Annotated in this window: 15 protein-coding genes, 1 pseudogene and 1 CRISPR repeat array; of the genes and pseudogenes, 1 reads left to right on the top strand and 15 read right to left on the bottom strand. The window is 40.6% G+C overall.

The window, feature by feature from the left end:
- Nucleotides 1–90: 90 nt before the first annotated feature.
- From ACPC58_RS01615 to hemW, 3 genes and pseudogenes are all read right to left on the bottom strand, one after another.
- Nucleotides 91–387 (bottom strand): annotated as a pseudogene (locus tag ACPC58_RS01615) (NUDIX hydrolase); the annotation flags it as partial.
- Nucleotides 374–1,114: an acyl-ACP thioesterase domain-containing protein gene (locus ACPC58_RS01610; protein ID WP_217374925.1), complete on the bottom strand. Its 741-nt coding sequence runs from the start codon at nt 1,112–1,114 to the stop codon at nt 374–376. The gene ACPC58_RS01610 and the pseudogene ACPC58_RS01615, both read right to left, overlap by 14 nt.
- Nucleotides 1,115–1,127: 13 nt before the next feature.
- Nucleotides 1,128–2,267 carry a radical SAM family heme chaperone HemW gene (gene hemW, locus ACPC58_RS01605; RefSeq protein WP_434065035.1) on the bottom strand — a complete coding sequence of 380 codons (1,140 nt, stop codon included), beginning with the start codon at nt 2,265–2,267 and terminating at the stop codon, nt 1,128–1,130.
- Nucleotides 2,268–2,291: 24 nt separating this feature from the next.
- On the opposite strand from hemW, the gene ACPC58_RS01600 reads away from it, so the two are divergent.
- Complete coding sequence (locus ACPC58_RS01600) at nt 2,292–2,939, top strand: VanZ family protein (protein WP_434065034.1); 648 nt, start codon at nt 2,292–2,294, stop codon at nt 2,937–2,939.
- A 237-nt stretch (nt 2,940–3,176) separates the two neighbouring features.
- On the opposite strand, the gene glgP is transcribed toward ACPC58_RS01600, so the two are convergent.
- The 12 genes from glgP to cas5c all read right to left on the bottom strand — a co-directional run bounded on the left by glgP (nt 3,177) and on the right by cas5c (nt 18,778).
- Nucleotides 3,177–5,444, bottom strand: coding sequence for a glycogen/starch/alpha-glucan family phosphorylase (gene glgP, locus ACPC58_RS01595; RefSeq protein ID WP_434065033.1), 2,268 nt, complete (start codon nt 5,442–5,444; stop codon nt 3,177–3,179).
- 178 nt (nt 5,445–5,622) lie between these two features.
- The gene (gene deoD, locus ACPC58_RS01590) at nt 5,623–6,339 is read right to left on the bottom strand and encodes a purine-nucleoside phosphorylase (RefSeq protein ID WP_434065032.1); all 717 of its coding nucleotides are present in this window, start codon (nt 6,337–6,339) and stop codon (nt 5,623–5,625) included.
- A gap of 109 nt (nt 6,340–6,448) precedes the next feature.
- Complete coding sequence (locus ACPC58_RS01585; protein WP_434065031.1) at nt 6,449–7,258, bottom strand: purine-nucleoside phosphorylase; 810 nt, start codon at nt 7,256–7,258, stop codon at nt 6,449–6,451.
- Between the two features lie 96 nt (nt 7,259–7,354).
- Nucleotides 7,355–7,759 (bottom strand): arsenate reductase (glutaredoxin), encoded by a 405-nt coding sequence (gene arsC, locus ACPC58_RS01580; RefSeq protein WP_130555028.1) that lies wholly within the window; start codon nt 7,757–7,759, stop codon nt 7,355–7,357.
- Entirely contained in the window at nt 7,759–8,970 is a 1,212-nt protein-coding gene (locus ACPC58_RS01575) for a phosphopentomutase (protein WP_130555029.1), read from the bottom strand. Before ACPC58_RS01575 ends, arsC begins: the two co-directional genes overlap by 1 nt.
- A gap of 313 nt (nt 8,971–9,283) precedes the next feature.
- Nucleotides 9,284–9,955 carry a ribose-5-phosphate isomerase RpiA gene (gene rpiA / locus ACPC58_RS01570; RefSeq protein WP_434065030.1) on the bottom strand — a complete coding sequence of 224 codons (672 nt, stop codon included), beginning with the start codon at nt 9,953–9,955 and terminating at the stop codon, nt 9,284–9,286.
- Between the two features lie 186 nt (nt 9,956–10,141).
- Nucleotides 10,142–13,149: a CRISPR direct-repeat array (repeat unit 32 nt; unit sequence ATTTCAATCCACGCACCCATGTGGGGTGCGAC).
- Between the two features lie 145 nt (nt 13,150–13,294).
- Nucleotides 13,295–13,588 carry a CRISPR-associated endonuclease Cas2 gene (gene cas2 / locus ACPC58_RS01565; RefSeq protein WP_434065029.1) on the bottom strand — a complete coding sequence of 98 codons (294 nt, stop codon included), beginning with the start codon at nt 13,586–13,588 and terminating at the stop codon, nt 13,295–13,297.
- Nucleotides 13,589–13,598: 10 nt separating this feature from the next.
- Complete coding sequence (gene cas1c, locus ACPC58_RS01560; protein ID WP_434065028.1) at nt 13,599–14,624, bottom strand: type I-C CRISPR-associated endonuclease Cas1c; 1,026 nt, start codon at nt 14,622–14,624, stop codon at nt 13,599–13,601.
- Nucleotides 14,621–15,292: a CRISPR-associated protein Cas4 gene (cas4, locus tag ACPC58_RS01555; protein WP_434065027.1), complete on the bottom strand. Its 672-nt coding sequence runs from the start codon at nt 15,290–15,292 to the stop codon at nt 14,621–14,623. Before cas4 ends, cas1c begins: the two co-directional genes overlap by 4 nt.
- A 1-nt stretch (nt 15,293) precedes the next feature.
- On the bottom strand, nt 15,294–16,145 hold the full coding sequence (gene cas7c, locus ACPC58_RS01550) for a type I-C CRISPR-associated protein Cas7/Csd2 (RefSeq protein WP_434065026.1): 852 nt from the start codon (nt 16,143–16,145) through the stop codon (nt 15,294–15,296).
- Nucleotides 16,146–16,148: 3 nt separating this feature from the next.
- Nucleotides 16,149–18,041 carry a type I-C CRISPR-associated protein Cas8c/Csd1 gene (cas8c, locus tag ACPC58_RS01545; RefSeq protein WP_434065025.1) on the bottom strand — a complete coding sequence of 631 codons (1,893 nt, stop codon included), beginning with the start codon at nt 18,039–18,041 and terminating at the stop codon, nt 16,149–16,151.
- A complete protein-coding gene (cas5c, locus tag ACPC58_RS01540) occupies nt 18,041–18,778 on the bottom strand; it encodes a type I-C CRISPR-associated protein Cas5c (RefSeq protein WP_434065024.1) in 738 nt (245 codons plus the stop codon). Before cas5c ends, cas8c begins: the two co-directional genes overlap by 1 nt.
- Between the last annotated feature and the right edge of the window lie 455 nt (nt 18,779–19,233).

Genomic DNA, 19,233 nt, shown 5'->3' with positions numbered 1-19,233 from the left:
AAAATCTAAAAAATTCCTCCTTAATGACAGATTGTAGAACGCTCAAATCCTTGATTTAACAGCGTTTTAAGCACCTGTCATTATTATGACACAATCCCCGCCAGGCAAAGACCAAAGTCCATCATTTTCCTGAACCAACAAGATTTTGTTATCCTGAAAAATGGCTGCGCGAGTATCAAGTTTCGGGGTCTGATAGCCAGATTCATTACAAAATAGCTCTTTCACTACTTCCAAAGGTTGCCCCGAAGGCTCCACTAACATTTCTGCCGCAATTTGCCGCACTTCTTCAAAACGTTCAATATCATAAACATCTTTCCCATAGGCTAAACCTGTTTGAGCGATGGCTTGTAGACGCACAGCCCAGTCCAACCACTTATCTTGCGTCATCTCTTTTCCTCCATTCAATTGTAGCTTGTGCATGAATATGCCCCTCTACAACGATTTCATGTTGGCTATGTAATGCTGTTGTAACCAATCGAGAACTCACTTGACTTGTAGGAGCTACTTCCTTGATGTATTTTAATTGAATTTTTTTAGGAACATGGCAGAGCAGAAAATCGTATCCTAGCGATTCATACATCCATTCTAAGTACTTACTATTGTTGACATGACCATTCATATCCAAATCAAAATAACGAACCGAAAACTCCTGAACAAATGGTGCATCCAGCTCATGGTATTTGGGTGCCCGTGGTAATTTTTTGACCTGTTCAGATTGAAATGGCTCAATCAATACTTCTGGAACTGGAGCTACCTTTCGAGTTTCAAAATCAATCAACACAAAATAGCAGAGAATATCGAGTAAAAGATTGCCATTTTCATCATAAATATAGAACATCCGATGGCAGAAAAATTTATTATAAGCAATCGCTTCTGTCACAATGGTGATGGTCTCATTATAAGTTGGTAAGCGATGAATGTTCAGCTCATAATCAGTCACTACCCAGATTAATCCAAATTCTTCAAAAATAAATACATCACTTCTTCCAACTGACTCTGATTGACGTCCTGACACTCCCAGACAATATGAGATAAAAGCTGGTAATTTAATTTCATGTTGCACATCACACATATCAAATGGAATAGTTACATTTTCTTGGTATTTTAATCCCATTTAGTTCACCCCACTACAACTCTTCAATAATAAACCGTTCAGCTACTGTATCGCCAAGAAATAATCCTTTTTTCGTCATTCTAAGCCAATGGTTCTCCTCCTGTAAGAGACCTTCATTTATTAAGTCTCTAACAACCTGACCATATTGTTCTTCAAATGAGATGCCAAATTTTTCTTCAAATCGTTCAATCGAGACACCCGTTTTCTTTCTCAGGCCTAAAAACATCTCTTCTTCCATCTGCTCCGTTTTACTGAGAAATTCCTCATGTAAACGTGAATGACCTTTCTCACGAATTGATTTGAGATAGTGCTGAATCGGGCCTCGGTTACGATAACGCATGCCATCCAAATAGCCTGAAGCCCCTGCCCCTAATCCATAATACTCCGCATTATCCCAGTACATGAGATTATGACGACTTTCAAATCCTGGTTTGGTAAAATTAGAAATCTCATAGTGCTCAAAACCATTTTTTTCTAACTCCCGAAGGATGTAATCAAACATATCAGATTCTACGTCCTCATTGGGCAGATGAAGATTTCCACGGCGTTGGCGATTCATAAAGACCGTATGATTTTCCAAAATCAAGCTATAGAGACTCATATGGGGTATATCCAACTCTAAGGCCTTTGCAACATTGTCTTTGACTTGCTCCATGGTCTGACCAGGTAACGCATAGATAAGATCTATGGAAATATTATGAAAACCAGCTGCTTTTAGTGAAGCAATAGTTTCATAAATTTGGGCTTGATTATGACTACGACCAATTTTTTTTAACATACGGTCATCAAAGGTTTGAACCCCCAGTGATACACGGTTACACTTAGATTTTTTTAGAACTTCAATTTTGTCTGCTGTCAGGTCACCAGGGTTAGCCTCAATAGTAAATTCCTCCAGTTGAGATAAATCCAACAAATTCTCAAGATTGGTCAAGAGATAGTCTAATTGATCTGCTGATAGAGCCGAAGGTGTTCCGCCACCAATATATAGGGTCCGAAGGGCTGGGAGGTCGTAAAACTTGACCTCTTCCATGAGGCTGGACAAATACTCATCGACAGGTTGGTTTTTGATAAATACCTTGGAAAAGTCACAATAGTAACAAATTTGAGTGCAAAATGGAATGTGAATGTAGGCTGATGTCGGTCGTTTATTCATAAAATCTATTATAGCACATTGTCAATGAAAACTTTTTTTGGAGCCACACTTTACTTCACTCTAAAATATTCGTATAATAAAGATGAAAGGAGACTTTTAATGAACAAAGACAGAATATACGATAGCATCAATCTCATCCTGTCATTTTTAGTCTGCCGCTGGATTTTTATGACTTTTCTTTTTTTCCAGTTTTCGACTATATTTATGACCTATGATGTCATTCCTACACTTGCGGCAATCCTGTTAATGACTGCGTTTTGCTTTAACATATTTCGATTAATTTATCGACCAAAAATTTCTAGACCAATTCTCTACTTTTTCTATTGTAGCTATTTTCTTATCCTCATTTATCTCCTATTTTTCAAAAGTATTGGCGTCAAAGGTTTCAACTGGAATCTCTTTTCCACCGTCACACAAGACCTTTTTCTCAACCCAGCTGTCTTAGTCTTTAACCTCTTATTATTTTTACCCCTAGGATTGCTCGTTCCTTTTTCTTGGAAAAAATTAACTCTTTTTATTGGTGCAATTCTGATAATTGAAGTCTGCCAGTACACTTTCTCATTAGGTTTCTTTGATCTTGGTGATATCCTGCTCAATACAATCGGTTTTGTCCTTGGAAATTTCCTTGGACGATCAGTAATTGGTCGATTCTTCAAAAATATAGTCATTTGAATTAGCTTTGATACATCGTCGCTTTCGCCTTGCCGTACTCGAGTACAGCCTGCGTCTCAGCTCCTTGTCTGAAAGTTAATTCATTCGACTATAAAATTCAAAAAAATAAATCTGGATAACTAGTCTTTAACATAAAAAATAGCTTAGAAGGACGTCATCAGCAACGTTGATTCTAAGCTATTTTTTTCTAATGTTGTTCAGAGTGAGATTTTTTTAGATTATCTGTCCACATTTATGCTATTTAGCTTCCAAATGCCAGATATCTTCATTGTACTGTTGAATCGTACGGTCTGATGAGAAGAATCCAGATTTGGCAATGTTGACAATCACTTTTTCAAGCCAGCTATTACGGTCTTCATAATCTGTCAACATGCGTTCCTTGGTTAAAATGTAATCTTCCAAGTCTAAGAGGGTCATAAAGTGGTCATTGTGTTTCAAATTATCTTGTAAGCGCCATAGACGTTCATCGATACCACCCGCATGACGAACGACATCACTAGTAATGAAATCAATCAATGGACGGATTGTATCGCGTTCGTAGTAAGCGGATGGGTGGTAGGTTCCATTTGCATAATGATTAATAACAGTTTGACTATCTTGACCAAAAATGTAGATGTTTTCATCACCAACCAATTCATGGATTTCTACATTGGCACCATCATCCGTACCAATTGTCAACGCACCATTCAACATGAATTTCATATTGCCAGTACCAGATGCTTCCTTAGATGCAAGAGAAATCTGTTCGGAAATATCTGCTGCTGGGATAATATAACTCGCCTCGGTTACATTGTAGTTTTCAATCATCACCACTTGCAAATGCGGGGCAACATCTAGGTCATTTTGAATAACTTGTGACAATACTAATATTAAGTGAATAATATCTTGGGCAGTTGTATAGGCTGGTGCCGCTTTTCCTCCGAAGAATACGGTTAATGGTCGGGTTGGAATATTTCCAGCTTTGATATCCAGATATTTGTAAATGACATATAATACGTTCATTTGTTGTCGCTTGTACTCATGCATGCGCTTGATTTGCACATCAAAAATGGATTCAGGGTTAACCTCTACACCTTGAGTTTTCGCAATATGACGTTGCAATTTACGTTTATTATGTTGTTTGGTTTCTTCTAACCAGTCTTTAAGTTCCTTGTTTCCCTTGAAATCCAAAAGTTTTTCCAATTCACTCGCATCATGGTGATAGCCATGTCCGATTAAGCCATCAAAGTAGCTTGCCAGACTTGGATTCGCATGCATCAGCCAACGTCGGAAGGTAATCCCGTTTGTTTTGTTGTTGAATTTCTCAGGATAAAGCTCGTAAAAAGCCTTCAATTCTGAAGTCTTCAGGATTTCTGTGTGAAGGGCCGCCACTCCATTGATGGAATAGCCATAATGAATATCCATGTGAGCCATATGAACACGGCCTTGTTCATCAATAATGTTCACCGTTGGATCGTTCTTGACAGCTTTCGCACGACGGTCCAATTCTTCGATAAATGGTACCAGATGTGGCACAACACGGTTTAAGAAATCAAGTGGCCATTTTTCCAAAGCCTCTGACAAAATGGTGTGGTTGGTATAGGCTGTCATCTTTTTCACGATCTCAACCGCTTCATCAAATGAAATGCCACGAAGTTCTAACAAACGAATCAATTCAGGAATGACCAATGAAGGATGGGTATCATTGATTTGAACGACAGCGTAATCAGGCAAATCATGCAGATTTGAACCTTTGGCAATCGCCTCATCAATCAAGAGTTGCGCAGCATTGGACACCATGAAATATTGTTGAAAAATCCGAAGGACTTTTCCTTCATCCGTCGAATCATCTGGGTAAAGGAAGAGAGTCAAATTGCGGAAAATGTCTTCTTTATCAAATTCTATACCATCATAAATGATATTATCATCTACTGAGCCTAGGTCAAACAAGCGCAAACGGTTTTTCCGTTCCATTTTATAACCTGGTACATCAATATCATAGAGCTTTGAAGTCAGTGTGAAGTGAGCAAATGGCACCTGATAAGAAATCGGTGATTCCTTTAACCATGAATGTGGAGTAATCCACTCATTTGGAACGGCAGTCTGTTGATGGTAGACAAATAATTGACGAAAGAGACCAAAATGATAGTTGAGGCCAACACCATCACCATTTAAACCAAGACTTGCAATCGAGTCTAAGAAACAGGCAGCTAAACGACCTAAACCACCATTGCCAAGTGACGGTTCTAGTTCCATATCTTCAATGGTAATCAAATCTTTGCCAGCTGCAATCAACTGACTTTTCACTTCATCATAAAGTCCAAGATTGATTAGGTTATTAGATAATAATTTACCAATCAAGAATTCAGCTGAAATGTAGTAAACTTTTTTCTTCTGATCGTTGGTATACTTGGCTTCACTTTGTTGTTTAGTAAAGGCTAATAAAGCATAATAGAGTTCTTGGTCTGTGCAATCTTCGATACGTTTGGCATACATAGACTGGACAAAGTTTTGTAAGTTGATCATTCTTATCCTCCTTTTGGAAACTTATTTTTGTAAGTATCCACGAATGTTTCTGTTAAAAAACGTAACCGCTTTCTGTATTATACCTTATTCAACAAAAAAAAGACAAGCCAAGTTCCGTACAAATAGAAATTGGTTCGCCTTTCAAACGATTGCGTTTTATAGCAATCTAGATTTTTTATCATTCATCAGCAATCAGAGTTTCCAAACCAACCTTCATCATATCAGTGAATGTGTTTTGACGCTCTTCAGCTGTAGTGTCTTCTTCTGGATTCACCAAACTATCAGAAATTGTCATAATGGCAAGGGTTTGAACACCAAACTTAGCACCCAAATAGTAAAGTGCGGCTGCTTCCATTTCTACAGCTTTCACACCCAATTTCCCTAATTCTAAGTTCCGACTGAATAGCTTTGGAGAATAGAAACTATCTGATGACAAGACATTGCCGACATGGATTGTCAAGTTAAGTTCCTTAGCAATATGATAAGCCTTATCCAACAATTCAAAATCGGCAATTTGGGGCAAATCATATTCTGGCCAGTCAATATTAATCATTTTTGAATTAGTAGCTGCCCCTTGAGCAAGTACCAATTCACGGACATGAACATCCTTATTTAAAGAACCGGCTGTTCCCACACGTATCAATTTTTTTACGCCATATTCGGTAATCAGTTCATGTGCATAAATAGAAATAGATGGCATACCCATTCCTGTTCCCATCACAGAAACACGATGACCTTTGTACGTACCTGTATAGCCAAACATATTGCGGACTTCATTGAAACAAACAGCATCTTCAAGGAAGTTTTCAGCGATAAATTTAGCACGAAGTGGATCACCAGGCAGTAAAATCTTATCAGCGATTTCATCTGGTTTTGCGGAGATATGGATAGACATGTAGAGCCTTACCTTTCTTGATAATTATTCTTCTTATTAGATTGGAAAACGATAAAAGTACTGAAGTAAGAGTGTGAAATGTGATCATTGTACTCTCACTTACACCAATTTACAACTCAGCCAAGATAGCTTTCACCAAGCCCTTGAAGTTGTCCTTGATTTGCTCGGTTACTTCTACAACTTCTTCGTGATTGAGTTCAGATTGGAAACCAGCCGCAAAGTTTGTAATAGCAGAAATTCCCAAGACTTTCATACCTGAGTGAGCAGCCACGATAACTTCTGGTACTGTCGACATACCGACTGCATGTGCACCCATAGTCTTGAAGGCCAAGATTTCAGCAGGTGTTTCATAGGTAGGACCTGTCACACCTAGATAGACACCATCGTCCAACTTGATGCCCAATTTTTCCGCAATGGCATGCGCTTTTTCACGGTATTCTTTAGTGTAGGCATTGGACATATCTGGGAAACGTGGACCAAATTCTTCCAAGTTTGCACCAATCAATGGGTTTTGACCTGTCATGTTGATGTGGTCAGTAATTGCCATCAAGGTACCTGGACCATAGCCGATACCGCCTGCGGCATTTGTCACAATCACTCCTTCGCAACCGAGAGCTTTCATGACACGGACAGGGAAGGTCACGACCTCCATAGGATTTCCTTCATAAAAGTGGAAACGACCTTGAAGAGCTAAGACCTTACGTCCTGCCAAATCACCGTAAACCAACTTACCAGCATGACCAACAACCGTTGATTTGCCCCAGTTCGGAATATCTGCATAGTCGATGACAATGGCGTTTTCAACTTCTTGAGCTAATTCACCCAAGCCAGATCCCAAGATCAAACCGAATTCAGGTTTCACTAGACCTTTTTCTTCCAAAAACGCTTTTGTTTCATAAATTTTTTCTACTAATGTCATAAGTTCAATGATACTGGACTGTCGTCCAAATTCAATTAGCCTAGCTAATTAAACTTCCTTTCTATAATCTTTAAAAAACCCATAGAATATAAACTTTTATAGAGGCAAAACTACTTCACCATCTTCTTTAACATAGGGTGTTTTCATTGGTGGCAATAATTCCAAAACTGTCTCTGAAGGACGACATAATTTAACACCCTTTGAGCTTACAACAATTGGTCGATTGATAAGAATTGGTTCAACAACCATTGCCGAAATGATAGTATCCTCAGATGCACTCTCCCAATCAATCCCCATTTCATGATATGGTGGTACATTGGTTCGTAACAAATCTCTAGCTGTTATTCCCATTTTGGACAATAAATCATGCAATTCTTCCTCACTCGGTGGGGTATCCAAATAATGAACAATTTCAGGTTCAATTCCAACATGTCGGATAATAGCAAGGACGTTGCGCGATGTTCCACATGCAGGATTATGATAAATCACAACTTTTTCCATTAAACTAAAGCTCCTAAGAAACTTTCACCTATCATGGCTGTCTCCACACCAAAGTTTTCAGCAACAGTGGCTGAAATATCCGCAAAGTGACCGACTGGCAAGACACCATTTCCTTTGAAAGCCTTGCTGTATGCCAAGAGAGGCACATATTCACGTGTATGGTCTGTCCCAACATAAGATGGATCATTGCCGTGGTCTGCAGTAATCAAGAGCAGGTCATCTTCACGCATATTGTCAATAATCTCTGGAATACGTGCATCAAACTCTTGCAAGCAGTCGCGGTAACCTTCTATATTGCGACGGTGACCATAGACAGCATCAAAGTCAACTAAGTTTGTGAAGGAGAAACCTTCCTCGAAGTCTGATAACTTCAGAGTATCAATCAACACATCGACACCGTGCTTGTTGGACTTGGTGTGACCCATATCATTTGTAATACCTGAACCATTGAAAATATCACTGATTTTACCAACTGAGTAAGTTGGTACACCCGCATCTGCCAGTTTGTTGAGGACTGTTGCTTCAAACGGTGACACCGCATAGTCATGACGGTTTGCAGTCCGTGAGAAATTCCCTGGTTCACCAACATATGGACGTGCGATTATACGACCTAGAAGAGCAGGGCGTTCAAGGGTAATCGAGCGAGCATATTCACAGATACGATACAACTCATCAAGTGGAATAATGTCTTCATGGGCTGCAATCTGAAGCACAGGATCTGCGGAGGTATAGACGATTAACTCCCCTGTTTCCATTTGGCGAGGTCCAAAGTCATCAATAACAGCTGTACCTGAATACGGCTTGTTTGCTTCGCGAATGATTTTACGACCTGAGAATTCTTCGATTTTTGTCAAAATCTCTTCAGGGAAACCATCCCAGAATGTATCAAATGGCTCAGTAATATTGAGACCCATAATTTCCCAGTGTCCTGTCATGGTGTCTTTCCCAAGCGAAACCTCTTCCAATTTGGTTACATAACCAGTTGGATGGCTTTCAGCAGGAACTGTCGCAAGCGGTGTATCACGAGGAATATTGCCAAGACCAATTTTTGCCATGTTTGGCACATCAAGCCCAGCTTTTTCAGAAATGTGACCGAGTGTATCAGACTCTGTATCTGCTACACCTGCATTGAAAAATTTATCTGAGTCTGGTGCTGCGCCGATTCCGACAGAATCCATGACAACCAAGTGAACACGTTTAAATTTAGGCATAATTGTCTCCTTTTTTGAATCATGAGTTACAGAAAATTAATTTCCAACCATAATACCAGTAAAATATCTGGAATTTCATCTTTTAATAAATGCATTATCTGCTACCTTCTTCGAGCTCGGATCATCCCCAAACACCTAGAGCATAGATCCCATTCTAGAAAATCTATACTCATTCATAGGGTTTGAAAGCAATGGATAGCAAAGACAACTATAAAATTGGAAATGAATTCTCATTAACTTCAAACGTTCGTGTTTTCATTATACCATAAAAACGCCTCTCATTGTTAGTAATTGAGAAGCGTTTTCACTTTACTTATTTTTCAACTATTTGAGGACCGTCAGGCGTACCAACGATTACCTTGGAAATCAAACCAATAAAGAGACCATGTTCAACAACTCCCACTGTCCGATCCAATTCTTCCGCCAATGCAACTGAATCTTCAATCCGATGTAAATCGAGGTCAATAATATAATTTTTCATATCCGTCACAAGTTTTTCACCATCACTCATTCGGAAACTTGGGCGATATCCTTTTGATTCGAACAAGCGAAATAGATTTTCAGAACCGTATTGAACCACTTCTACTGGCAATTTAAATGCTCCTAGCGTTTCAACTACTTTGGATTCATCAACAATCCAGATGCAATCTTTACTATTGACCGCAACAATTTTCTCCATTAATAAGGCTGCACCGCCACCTTTGATTCCATTAAAGGCTCCATCTACTTCATCAGCCCCATCTACCGTTAAGTCTACGTACTCAACTTCATCAATATTTTTTAGTGGAATCCCAAGGGACGCAGCATGCTCTGCCGTAGCATTCGAGGTCGTTACACCAATAATTTGTAACCCCTCCTCCGCAACCCGACGGCCAATTTCTTTAACAAAATAGTAGGCTGTAGACCCAGTCCCTAGACCAACAACCATACCATCCTTTACAAATTCCGCCGCCTTAATACCAACCTGCTCTTTTAAGTTTGACATTTCATGCTCCTTTTAAAAACTCATATAACTATTATAGCATGAAGTGGGGAAGTTATTATAAGAAAATTTAAAAAAAAGGGGAAGAAAAATTAGAAAATATTACCGAAAATAATAGAAGAATCATATATTTTTCTCTGAGGTCTCTGACAAAAGATTTTATTGAGGAAACGATTATTAGATTATCACTTTATAATCCACGCACCCATGTGGGGTGCGACTCAAATCACCAACTGAGGTTAGCTGTGACTTATAATTTCAATCCACGCACCCATGTGGGGTGCGACGAGCTATCTATCAAGAATGGCTGGCATGACAAAATTTCAATCCACGCACCCATGTGGGGTGCGACGGTTGAACAAAATCTTTTAAAAAAGGTCACGCAAATTTCAATCCACGCACCCATGTGGGGTGCGACCAAATGGTTTAGTTGGATATTTTGCTGTTTCAAATTTCAATCCACGCACCCATGTGGGGTGCGACATGTGTTGACCACCGTTTACACTGTCACGAATAATTTCAATCCACGCACCCATGTGGGGTGCGACCTTTCAACTCTTTTGGTATCATGCTCTTCTTGGTATTTCAATCCACGCACCCATGTGGGGTGCGACTGGCTTAGACTATGTGATTTGCTACAAGGGTAGGATTTCAATCCACGCACCCATGTGGGGTGCGACTAGACGTGAATTATTTCTATTAGTATCAAGATAAATTTCAATCCACGCACCCATGTGGGGTGCGACAAGCTAGACTAGATGCAGAAAAGCAAAAGCAAGCTATTTCAATCCACGCACCCATGTGGGGTGCGACTTACAATTGCTGATGCTTGTTCAGACAGTGTCAATATTTCAATCCACGCACCCATGTGGGGTGCGACCAAATGTACGCCAGAGATAGAGAATAGAGATAAGAATTTCAATCCACGCACCCATGTGGGGTGCGACGAGACATCGTTTAGACTTGGCGGCGTGTCCGGGAAATTTCAATCCACGCACCCATGTGGGGTGCGACACGCTATCAATGCGATAAAAGGTTTCTTTAACTTTATTTCAATCCACGCACCCATGTGGGGTGCGACTGTCTATCTGGGGTACATTGGTTGCCTGGTGGACCATTTCAATCCACGCACCCATGTGGGGTGCGACATTGACGTTCGAGATTTCGGATTTGCAGATTTAATTTCAATCCACGCACCCATGTGGGGTGCGACTTTTCCAGAAATACTGTGGAGCATCCACAATCTTATTTCAATCCACGCACCCATGTGGGGTGCGACAACAGACCCAGACAAACATGATTACGCTTTGGATATTTCAATCCACGCACCCATGTGGGGTGCGACTGAGGACACTCTGAGCCAAACGAGGACCCAATACATTTCAATCCACGCACCCATGTGGGGTGCGACGAAATGGCTAGGAATGGAGATAGTCATGCTGGTATTTCAATCCACGCACCCATGTGGGGTGCGACCAAACCAACAATGACCAACAGCAAGGCAGCGAAATTTCAATCCACGCACCCATGTGGGGTGCGACAAAGCCGTCAAGGTAAAAACAAGCCTATCACTCGTATTTCAATCCACGCACCCATGTGGGGTGCGACGCTACGCTTTCTAGTGCAGTTACTGCTCCTTTTATTTCAATCCACGCACCCATGTGGGGTGCGACGGGCCTGGCAGAGCTTGACACGGTGCCCGTTATATTTCAATCCACGCACCCATGTGGGGTGCGACAGTAGGCCGAGGCTTTAACAAAGGCGGAGTCCACGATTTCAATCCACGCACCCATGTGGGGTGCGACCTGTCACTCGTGAAAGGGCCTATCAGATTATTCATCACGATTTCAATCCACGCACCCATGTGGGGTGCGACCAGACTGTCATGAGTATACTTGGTCCGCTTATTATTTCAATCCACGCACCCATGTGGGGTGCGACTCAAGGTTGATTATGTGCCAATGGTTGACATCAATTTCAATCCACGCACCCATGTGGGGTGCGACACAAAGCCGTCAGCAAGTAAAACATGCCACTAATATTTCAATCCACGCACCCATGTGGGGTGCGACAGTATAGACTCCGAGCTATACAGGGCTTTAATCATTTCAATCCACGCACCCATGTGGGGTGCGACCTTGAGAAAATTGACCGTCAAATAAAGCAAAATATTTCAATCCACGCACCCATGTGGGGTGCGACTCTACCAGTTATGCTACGTGTGTCAAATTCAAAACGATTTCAATCCACGCACCCATGTGGGGTGCGACGTTTTTATTAGTGTATAATAAGATTATAAAATAAAATTTCAATCCACGCACCCATGTGGGGTGCGACAAAGTCATCCAATGAGTTGTTCCTCGTTGTTGTCCATTTCAATCCACGCACCCATGTGGGGTGCGACGCCACTTCTCCGAACTCATTCAACGATTCTTCAAACATTTCAATCCACGCACCCATGTGGGGTGCGACATTCGAATGTATTTAACCAATCTTGCACTTCAAATTTCAATCCACGCACCCATGTGGGGTGCGACCAGGGCTGTTCGATGTCAACGGCAAGGAGATTTTTATTTCAATCCACGCACCCATGTGGGGTGCGACAAATGTTTCGTAGCTTTTTTCTTGTCCAATAAATATTTCAATCCACGCACCCATGTGGGGTGCGACGAGGCTCTGATATTGACTTAGGAGCAGACATGTAATTTCAATCCACGCACCCATGTGGGGTGCGACCGTTTGTTTTCTCACTTATGGAGCTAGAGGAGGACATTTCAATCCACGCACCCATGTGGGGTGCGACCAGACGCCGGGCCAAGATAGCCCCGTTGAAAGTATTTCAATCCACGCACCCATGTGGGGTGCGACCAAAAGGGGACCAAGGTTTGCCAGGTCCAAAAGATTTCAATCCACGCACCCATGTGGGGTGCGACGCAGTTAAGTTCACTACACCAGCTGGTTAAATAATTTCAATCCACGCACCCATGTGGGGTGCGACCCTTCGGATAAGTCATTTTTATCATCAGAAGTATATTTCAATCCACGCACCCATGTGGGGTGCGACAACTGGAATACCTGTCAATTCACTGACTATTTCTATTTCAATCCACGCACCCATGTGGGGTGCGACCATCCGTGACGGTCTGTTTATCAAACTTATCCAATATTTCAATCCACGCACCCATGTGGGGTGCGACAGTGCCATTTGACACTGTTTTGTAAAAATAAAGTTTCTATAGATATAGAATATATCACAAATTCGCTGTATTTTCACTGTTTTTCATAAGTTTTTCAGGCGAATCTCCCCACATTTAATGAGTAAGCCCGATTCGCAGAGATAATCTATAACAGGAGGACTCCTTGATCAGGATCATAACTAGTATCTCGTCCAATCGTTTCCACACGATTTTGCCAGTTTTTTCCTAGCAAATAAAAGCGGATACTATCCTGTTCCTTGTCAATGATTTCCAGCAACTTATTCTTTAACTCAACAAATTCTGCTGGAGCGACTGAACATTCGAAGACAGAATGTTGCACACGTTGACCAAAGTCAACGCACAGCTTGGCTACTTGTCTCAATCGCTTTCGTCCAGTTACTGTTTCTGTATTGACATCATAGGTCACTAATACCATCATAATATAGCCCCTATATCATAAACGGAGGATAACTGTCCAACTCGCCTCGAACAGCCTTTGCAAGCAATTGTGCCTGAACGTAAGGCAATAACATCAATTTGACTTTTTCCTGCGTAAATGGATGTTCAACTTCTGTATGTTTTCGCTTTTGCCAGGCTTCAATGAAAACTGCTCTGCCTTTTTCAGTCAACAAAACACTTCCATTTTCTTTGATATCAAAATGCTTTTTCGTTAACTGTCCTCTATTGATTAAGGAAAATACAAACCGATCAACAATGAAGGAACGAAATTCCTCAACTAAATCCAATGCCAGACTCGCACGACCAGGACGGTCTGTGTGGAAAAATCCAACATAACTATCCAGACCAACCGTTTCAAGTGCTGATTGGCATTCATAGGTCAACAGACTGTAGCCGAAGGAAAGTAAGGCATTCACACAATCCAACGGAGGCCTTCTACTGCGACCATTGAATTGAAACGTCTCCTTATCAGTCAAAACCATTTCGTTGAATAGGCGGAAATAGTGATTTGCTGCCTGCCCCTCAATTCCAAGTAGCGTCTCCTTATCTGAAGCTGTTTGAACCATTTCCACTGCCCAAGTCAGCTCTGTATTGACCTCTTCAAACAGATTCCCATCCACCCTATCTTTATGATCTCTACGAAATCGCAATAGGTATTTTCTGGAATTAGAGATTTTAGACAGAATAAAACGTTTGGCAAATTCCAGAGACAAAGCATCATCAGCTAAGCGATACTGCTGCCGTCTTAACAGAACATTTCCATTCGTCGGACCTACAAACCGGCCACAAAATCGCCCTTGAGGTGTATGGAAGGAAAGGTTAATCTGATGTTCCGCACACAGTTCAATTAATGACGGAGAGGCTCCTAGATAGGAAAAACACACAATACCGTCTATAATGCGATAGGGAAAGCGGTGAACAGCAACGCCATTTTGCTTAATGACAATGTTGTCCCGCTCTCTAGTCAAATAAAAATCTTCCTGAGTCAGATAGAGTGTATTCAGCAGTTTCTTCATAACCCCTCCTCGCTTGCCATGGATTGTTGGATATAATGAGCAACACTACGCGATTTTTTACTCAATCTAGGCATACAAATATCTACCAGTGAGCAAAGTTGGCAGTTCTTAAAATACTCAGCCTTTGGCAAATCTCTTTTCTGATACAATTCATGCATTTGTCTAGCTAATTCAACAACCAGCTGCCTTAATTCAGCACTAATGCTAATTTCTACTTTTTTATTGACACTATGATAGTACAGATAGCCCTTATCAATTTTGCAAGCCAGTGTTTCCTCTAAACACATGGTCTGTGCCACCAATTGAACAATATCCCGTTCATCTTTCTTCGGCTTACCACGCTTGTATTCAACGATAGTTGGAATCCATTTACCACGTTTTCCACTCAGTGAAATACCTTCCTCATCTTTATGGAATTCCACAACATCCAAAATCCCGTAAAGCCCTAACTCCTTAGACGATACCTGCATCGCCCTAGAAATCAAGAAATCCTTACGTTTTTCTTTGATATAGGGATTGTCAGCTTTTTGATGAAGAAACTGACCGTGAGTGGTAGCCTCATTTTCAGCCCATTCTTGATAAATATGGATTAAGGCCCATTGACGTTTGCAGAACTGAAAATGTTGAATACCAGACAACATCAAATAATCATCTTCTGCATAGGCCATCTTACAATCCTTCTAAAATCTCAACTTTCAATCCCTTAGCCTGAAACTCAGCCAGCTCTTTCTGCTTCAGTCCAATCGCATACTCTTCATAGCTTGACTTGTCTTGCTTTTTCTTATCAAATTCTAACAAGTCGAAGATGCGTGCACTAGAAACATTGCCCAGTTTATTGGAATGAGTGAACCAGAAAACTTCACGAACACGCATTGAACCTTCTGGGCGAGCTGATGATGCATCATTTTCAAACAGGGTAATTAGAGTTTCTTTCAAGACCTCCGCATCTTCTGCCGTAAAGCCTGTCTTCTCTGCAAAATAAGCATTGATAGAACCTTTGACAACATATACACCATAGTCTACAAAATGCTTGGTCCCCATGGTATCAGAAGAACGACCTCCTGCTTTCTTAGGTTCCACACCATTTGTACTTCTAGTAATCTGCAAACTAGAAATGATAATAGGTTCTAACGAATGAGCCATGCTAACAGAAACTGGTCCACGGATAGCAAAAGAGCGATCCTTCAAATACGTGAAGACCTGACCAAATGAGCGTACATCTAGCCAGATTTGATTAGCTTTTTCATTGATTTCCTCATCTGATTCTTTTCCAGAAAATTGAGCTTTGAAGCGTTTTTCTAAAGAATTTAAGCCATCATCAATCCGATCATTTGCCTGGACAAAAATAGAATGCCCCATATCCTGCATACGATTGCGAATTTTTCGCTTAATCGCAACATCACTAATAATCCCTTGGTTATTTGCATTCGTACGTGGCATATTTCCTGATAAGGGATCGCCATTAGCATTGGCCTCACGCACCTCAATGGTTACCATAAAATCAATTTTCTGTTCCAACATTCTTTATTCCTCACTTTCAATTTTTTCTTGTTTTGTGTAGAAGTATTGCTTCTCAGCATAATAACCAAATATAAAGCGATAGTCTAATGGGTCATTGATTCCACGTTCTTGCATCAAAGGCCCTAATAACACCATGATTTCTTCCCGTTCTTTTTCCAATTTATTAAAAATACCAGGTCTGTTTAACTTTACTGCTTCTTCGTAAGGTTTGATTTTATTGGTTAAATTCATCATCAGCTTAGCTGGCTGACTTGTATAGGCAGTCCAATAACGTTCCGCATTCGTGATGCGATCATTTTTTGAACCGTCTAACTGATACCGTTGAAGCTCTAACAATTCAAAAATCGCCAATAATCGTCCAAATAAATAGGAACGATCCTTATTCTCGTGGTCTAACATCGGTGTAAACTCCTCCTTATTGGTTTTATGTAAAAGGGCCAAGGAAACAAATAATACCTTGTTCCATGTGTTCCCATATCTCTGACGTTGCTTGATATTGTCTTTTAATTTACCAAGAATCGTATCCGAAATATCTTTCCCATCAATCATGCTAGTAGCTAACTTTTGGAACTGATCACTCTTGAACTTGTCGTTGTCTAGTTCCAAGAATCGACCTCTATCTACACCATAGGCCGCTAAAACAATATCCTGGTAACTCGGTGGACACTCCGCATACTCTCCATTTTGCTTCTTAAATTGCCAAGAATACCTGCCCTGCCATTTATTGAGATTATCTAGTAGTTGAGAGGCAGCTAGCTGTCTAAAGTATTTAAGGGCAACACGACCATCATTGGTCTTGTTAACGATAGCAACATAGTAAGTCGCTCCGTCACCAAATTCTTTTTTACCATGGATAAAGGCAGAGCGGATTTTCTTATTTACCTCTGTTACTTGAAATTTTGGGCTATCATCTGAAGACGTTTCTCCAAAATCAAACATTCCATTATCTTCCACTTTTGGAGTGGTGATATCTAATTGTGTCTCATTGGTCAAATCATCACTAAACCAGTTGATTAAATACTGTCCTGACCCTAGCCATGCGTGGGTATGTTCATTCTCCAACAAAAATTTTGCCATTAAATGAATTTTTTCCGAAGTCTGATTCCCAACGGTAAAGACATCCTCTCGTTCCTTGAAGCGTCCTTTATAGGTTTCAATGTTATTGCTGACGGAAATCAGTTTGGCATTTCCTATCAATCCGCGGTGCTTGGCCGCCAGCACTTCTTGTTTCCCACTAATATTACAGATGATATCTGCTTGCTGATTCGATTCCACATAGGAAATGTAAACCTTATGTAAGTCCAAATAGTTGGTAACAGAAACGGTTTGATACCCTATGAATTGATCAATTTTAAATTCCAGAAAAGCAGTCGATAGGTCAATAGTCTTTTCACTATCATCACTGTCCAGAAAAGTTACTTTTAATCCCTCTCTACTGGTTACTCTACCATAGAGGGACTGGACAATCTTCTCTATAAAGTCATCCTGTAACAGAAAACGCTGGATATGACTCAAAAATCTTTTAACTTCTTGTTCCTGACACTGGGAAATCCATTCATCTAACTGACGATGATAGGCATCATACTGTCCTTGGTCTATTTCTGAAAGATAGTAAGTCAATTTATCAACCAACGGGTGCGGAGCTGGATTTTTCCCCGAACGAGCCACCGAGTCAGAAGTCACAGGAAAAATAATGCTCTCACCATCAGCCATAAAATCTGCCTTCATGAAGTTTCCTTCATTGTCTAGTAGAACAGCTATCGTGTTCTTCCCATTTGAACGACGACTAGTATGGTAAATCGGTAGGAGGGGACTGGTTGATTTTTGAGCATTGTCTACCCAACCTGTGTCCTCAGCTGCTTCATAAGCCCGTAAAAGTGCTGTAAAGAAATCCATTAGCGACCTCCTTCCTCATTTTCTTGATCTCGTGAGTATATCTCAAATTCTTCTTCTACTAACTTGATATCTCCCGAAGTCTTGAAAACATAATTTGAAAGTGTGTTCACAATCTCGCAGTCTTCTTGCTCCTTAAACCTTATGACACTGTTTTCCATAACGGTCTTTGTAAAGTAGGAACGAAGCGGTTGATTAGACTCTGTTGGATAGGCAAATGAATGAAACATAATTCCAAGGTCAATGGTGACATCTCCATATTTGACATCAGCTGTTTCATAATCTTCCTGGCTAATGGCTTCAACTAAACCAAGACATTCTCTGGTTCCAAGAAAGACATCTCGTCGCCCGCCTTTTTTGATAGACCTTTCCATAATCGCCTCATGTTTATTGGGCAGACGATCATGCACTAAATCTGGGCGATTTTCATTCCAGATAAAGTGAAATTTGACCAGGTATTCCACATTGCTGAGGTAAGAGACATAACTTATGTCAGCTCCATAATTAGCCAACAAGGCTCGGACTCCATGAAGTTCCGTTTGAATTTGATTGACAATCTTCACTTCTGTCACAACATTTGTGATGGTTGGTTTATAGTAAACCGCATCCACCACACCTTTTAAAGCCTGTCGAGTAGGAACGGCATAGCTTGACCTCTCTCCACCACCCTTGGTCGCAGGATTCGTAAAGAGAGCCAGATCACCCTTCACCCGCAGGTAAAAATTCCTTGAACGATACAAAATCGAGTTCCTCCTTTTCTTTTTTTATCATAGTAAAGATAGACTACAACAGAAATGAACAACCTAACTAACAGGATAGCTAGCTGTGGTCACCATAGCATTCAACTACAGTAACCACTGACTAACTCGTAAAAGTAGTTTTTTAATGACAAAAACTACTTGTTCTTATTTCCTGATTGAAAGGCAACAACCATATAAGCTCCGGCCGTTAGAATATCAGGTAATCGCTCCAACAATTTGTCTATTAGTTGAATCATATACTTCTATAAAAGTTCCTCCTTAATGTTATATCTATATCTTACCACTTTTACTATTCATAGTAAAGTGTTATTTTTATTATTAAAGGTCTTTATTTTTTGAAAGGGACTATTATCTGTGGTATAATCAAGTCATCATGGTATGTGTCCATGTGGATTGAAATATAGTTAAGTGTTATAGCACAAAGACTGGCAGAT

The sequence above is a fragment of the Streptococcus sp. VTCC 12905 genome, assembly GCF_049893385.1.
Lineage (GTDB): Bacteria > Bacillota > Bacilli > Lactobacillales > Streptococcaceae > Streptococcus > Streptococcus suis_AA.
This window is presented reverse-complemented; position numbering and strand designations above follow the sequence as displayed.

Excerpts from the sequence above, each read along its gene's own strand:
- ACPC58_RS01585 (WP_434065031.1), bottom strand. The coding sequence starts at position 7,258 with ATGACATTAGTAGAAAAAATTTATGAAACAAAAGCGTTTTTGGAAGAA.
- glgP (WP_434065033.1), bottom strand. The coding sequence starts at position 5,444 with ATGATCAACTTACAAAACTTTGTCCAGTCTATGTATGCCAAACGTATC.
- hemW (WP_434065035.1), bottom strand. The coding sequence starts at position 2,267 with ATGAATAAACGACCGACATCAGCCTACATTCACATTCCATTTTGCACT.
- rpiA (WP_434065030.1), bottom strand. The coding sequence starts at position 9,955 with ATGTCAAACTTAAAAGAGCAGGTTGGTATTAAGGCGGCGGAATTTGTA.
- cas2 (WP_434065029.1), bottom strand. The coding sequence starts at position 13,588 with ATGATGGTATTAGTGACCTATGATGTCAATACAGAAACAGTAACTGGA.
- arsC (WP_130555028.1), bottom strand. The coding sequence starts at position 7,759 with ATGGAAAAAGTTGTGATTTATCATAATCCTGCATGTGGAACATCGCGC.
- ACPC58_RS01610 (WP_217374925.1), bottom strand. The coding sequence starts at position 1,114 with ATGGGATTAAAATACCAAGAAAATGTAACTATTCCATTTGATATGTGT.
- deoD (WP_434065032.1), bottom strand. The coding sequence starts at position 6,339 with ATGTCTATCCATATCTCCGCAAAACCAGATGAAATCGCTGATAAGATT.
- ACPC58_RS01575 (WP_130555029.1), bottom strand. The coding sequence starts at position 8,970 with ATGCCTAAATTTAAACGTGTTCACTTGGTTGTCATGGATTCTGTCGGA.
- cas7c (WP_434065026.1), bottom strand. The coding sequence starts at position 16,145 with ATGTTGGAACAGAAAATTGATTTTATGGTAACCATTGAGGTGCGTGAG.
- cas4 (WP_434065027.1), bottom strand. The coding sequence starts at position 15,292 with ATGGCCTATGCAGAAGATGATTATTTGATGTTGTCTGGTATTCAACAT.
- cas1c (WP_434065028.1), bottom strand. The coding sequence starts at position 14,624 with ATGAAGAAACTGCTGAATACACTCTATCTGACTCAGGAAGATTTTTAT.
- cas8c (WP_434065025.1), bottom strand. The coding sequence starts at position 18,041 with ATGGATTTCTTTACAGCACTTTTACGGGCTTATGAAGCAGCTGAGGAC.
- ACPC58_RS01600 (WP_434065034.1), top strand. The coding sequence starts at position 2,292 with ATGAAAACTTTTTTTGGAGCCACACTTTACTTCACTCTAAAATATTCG.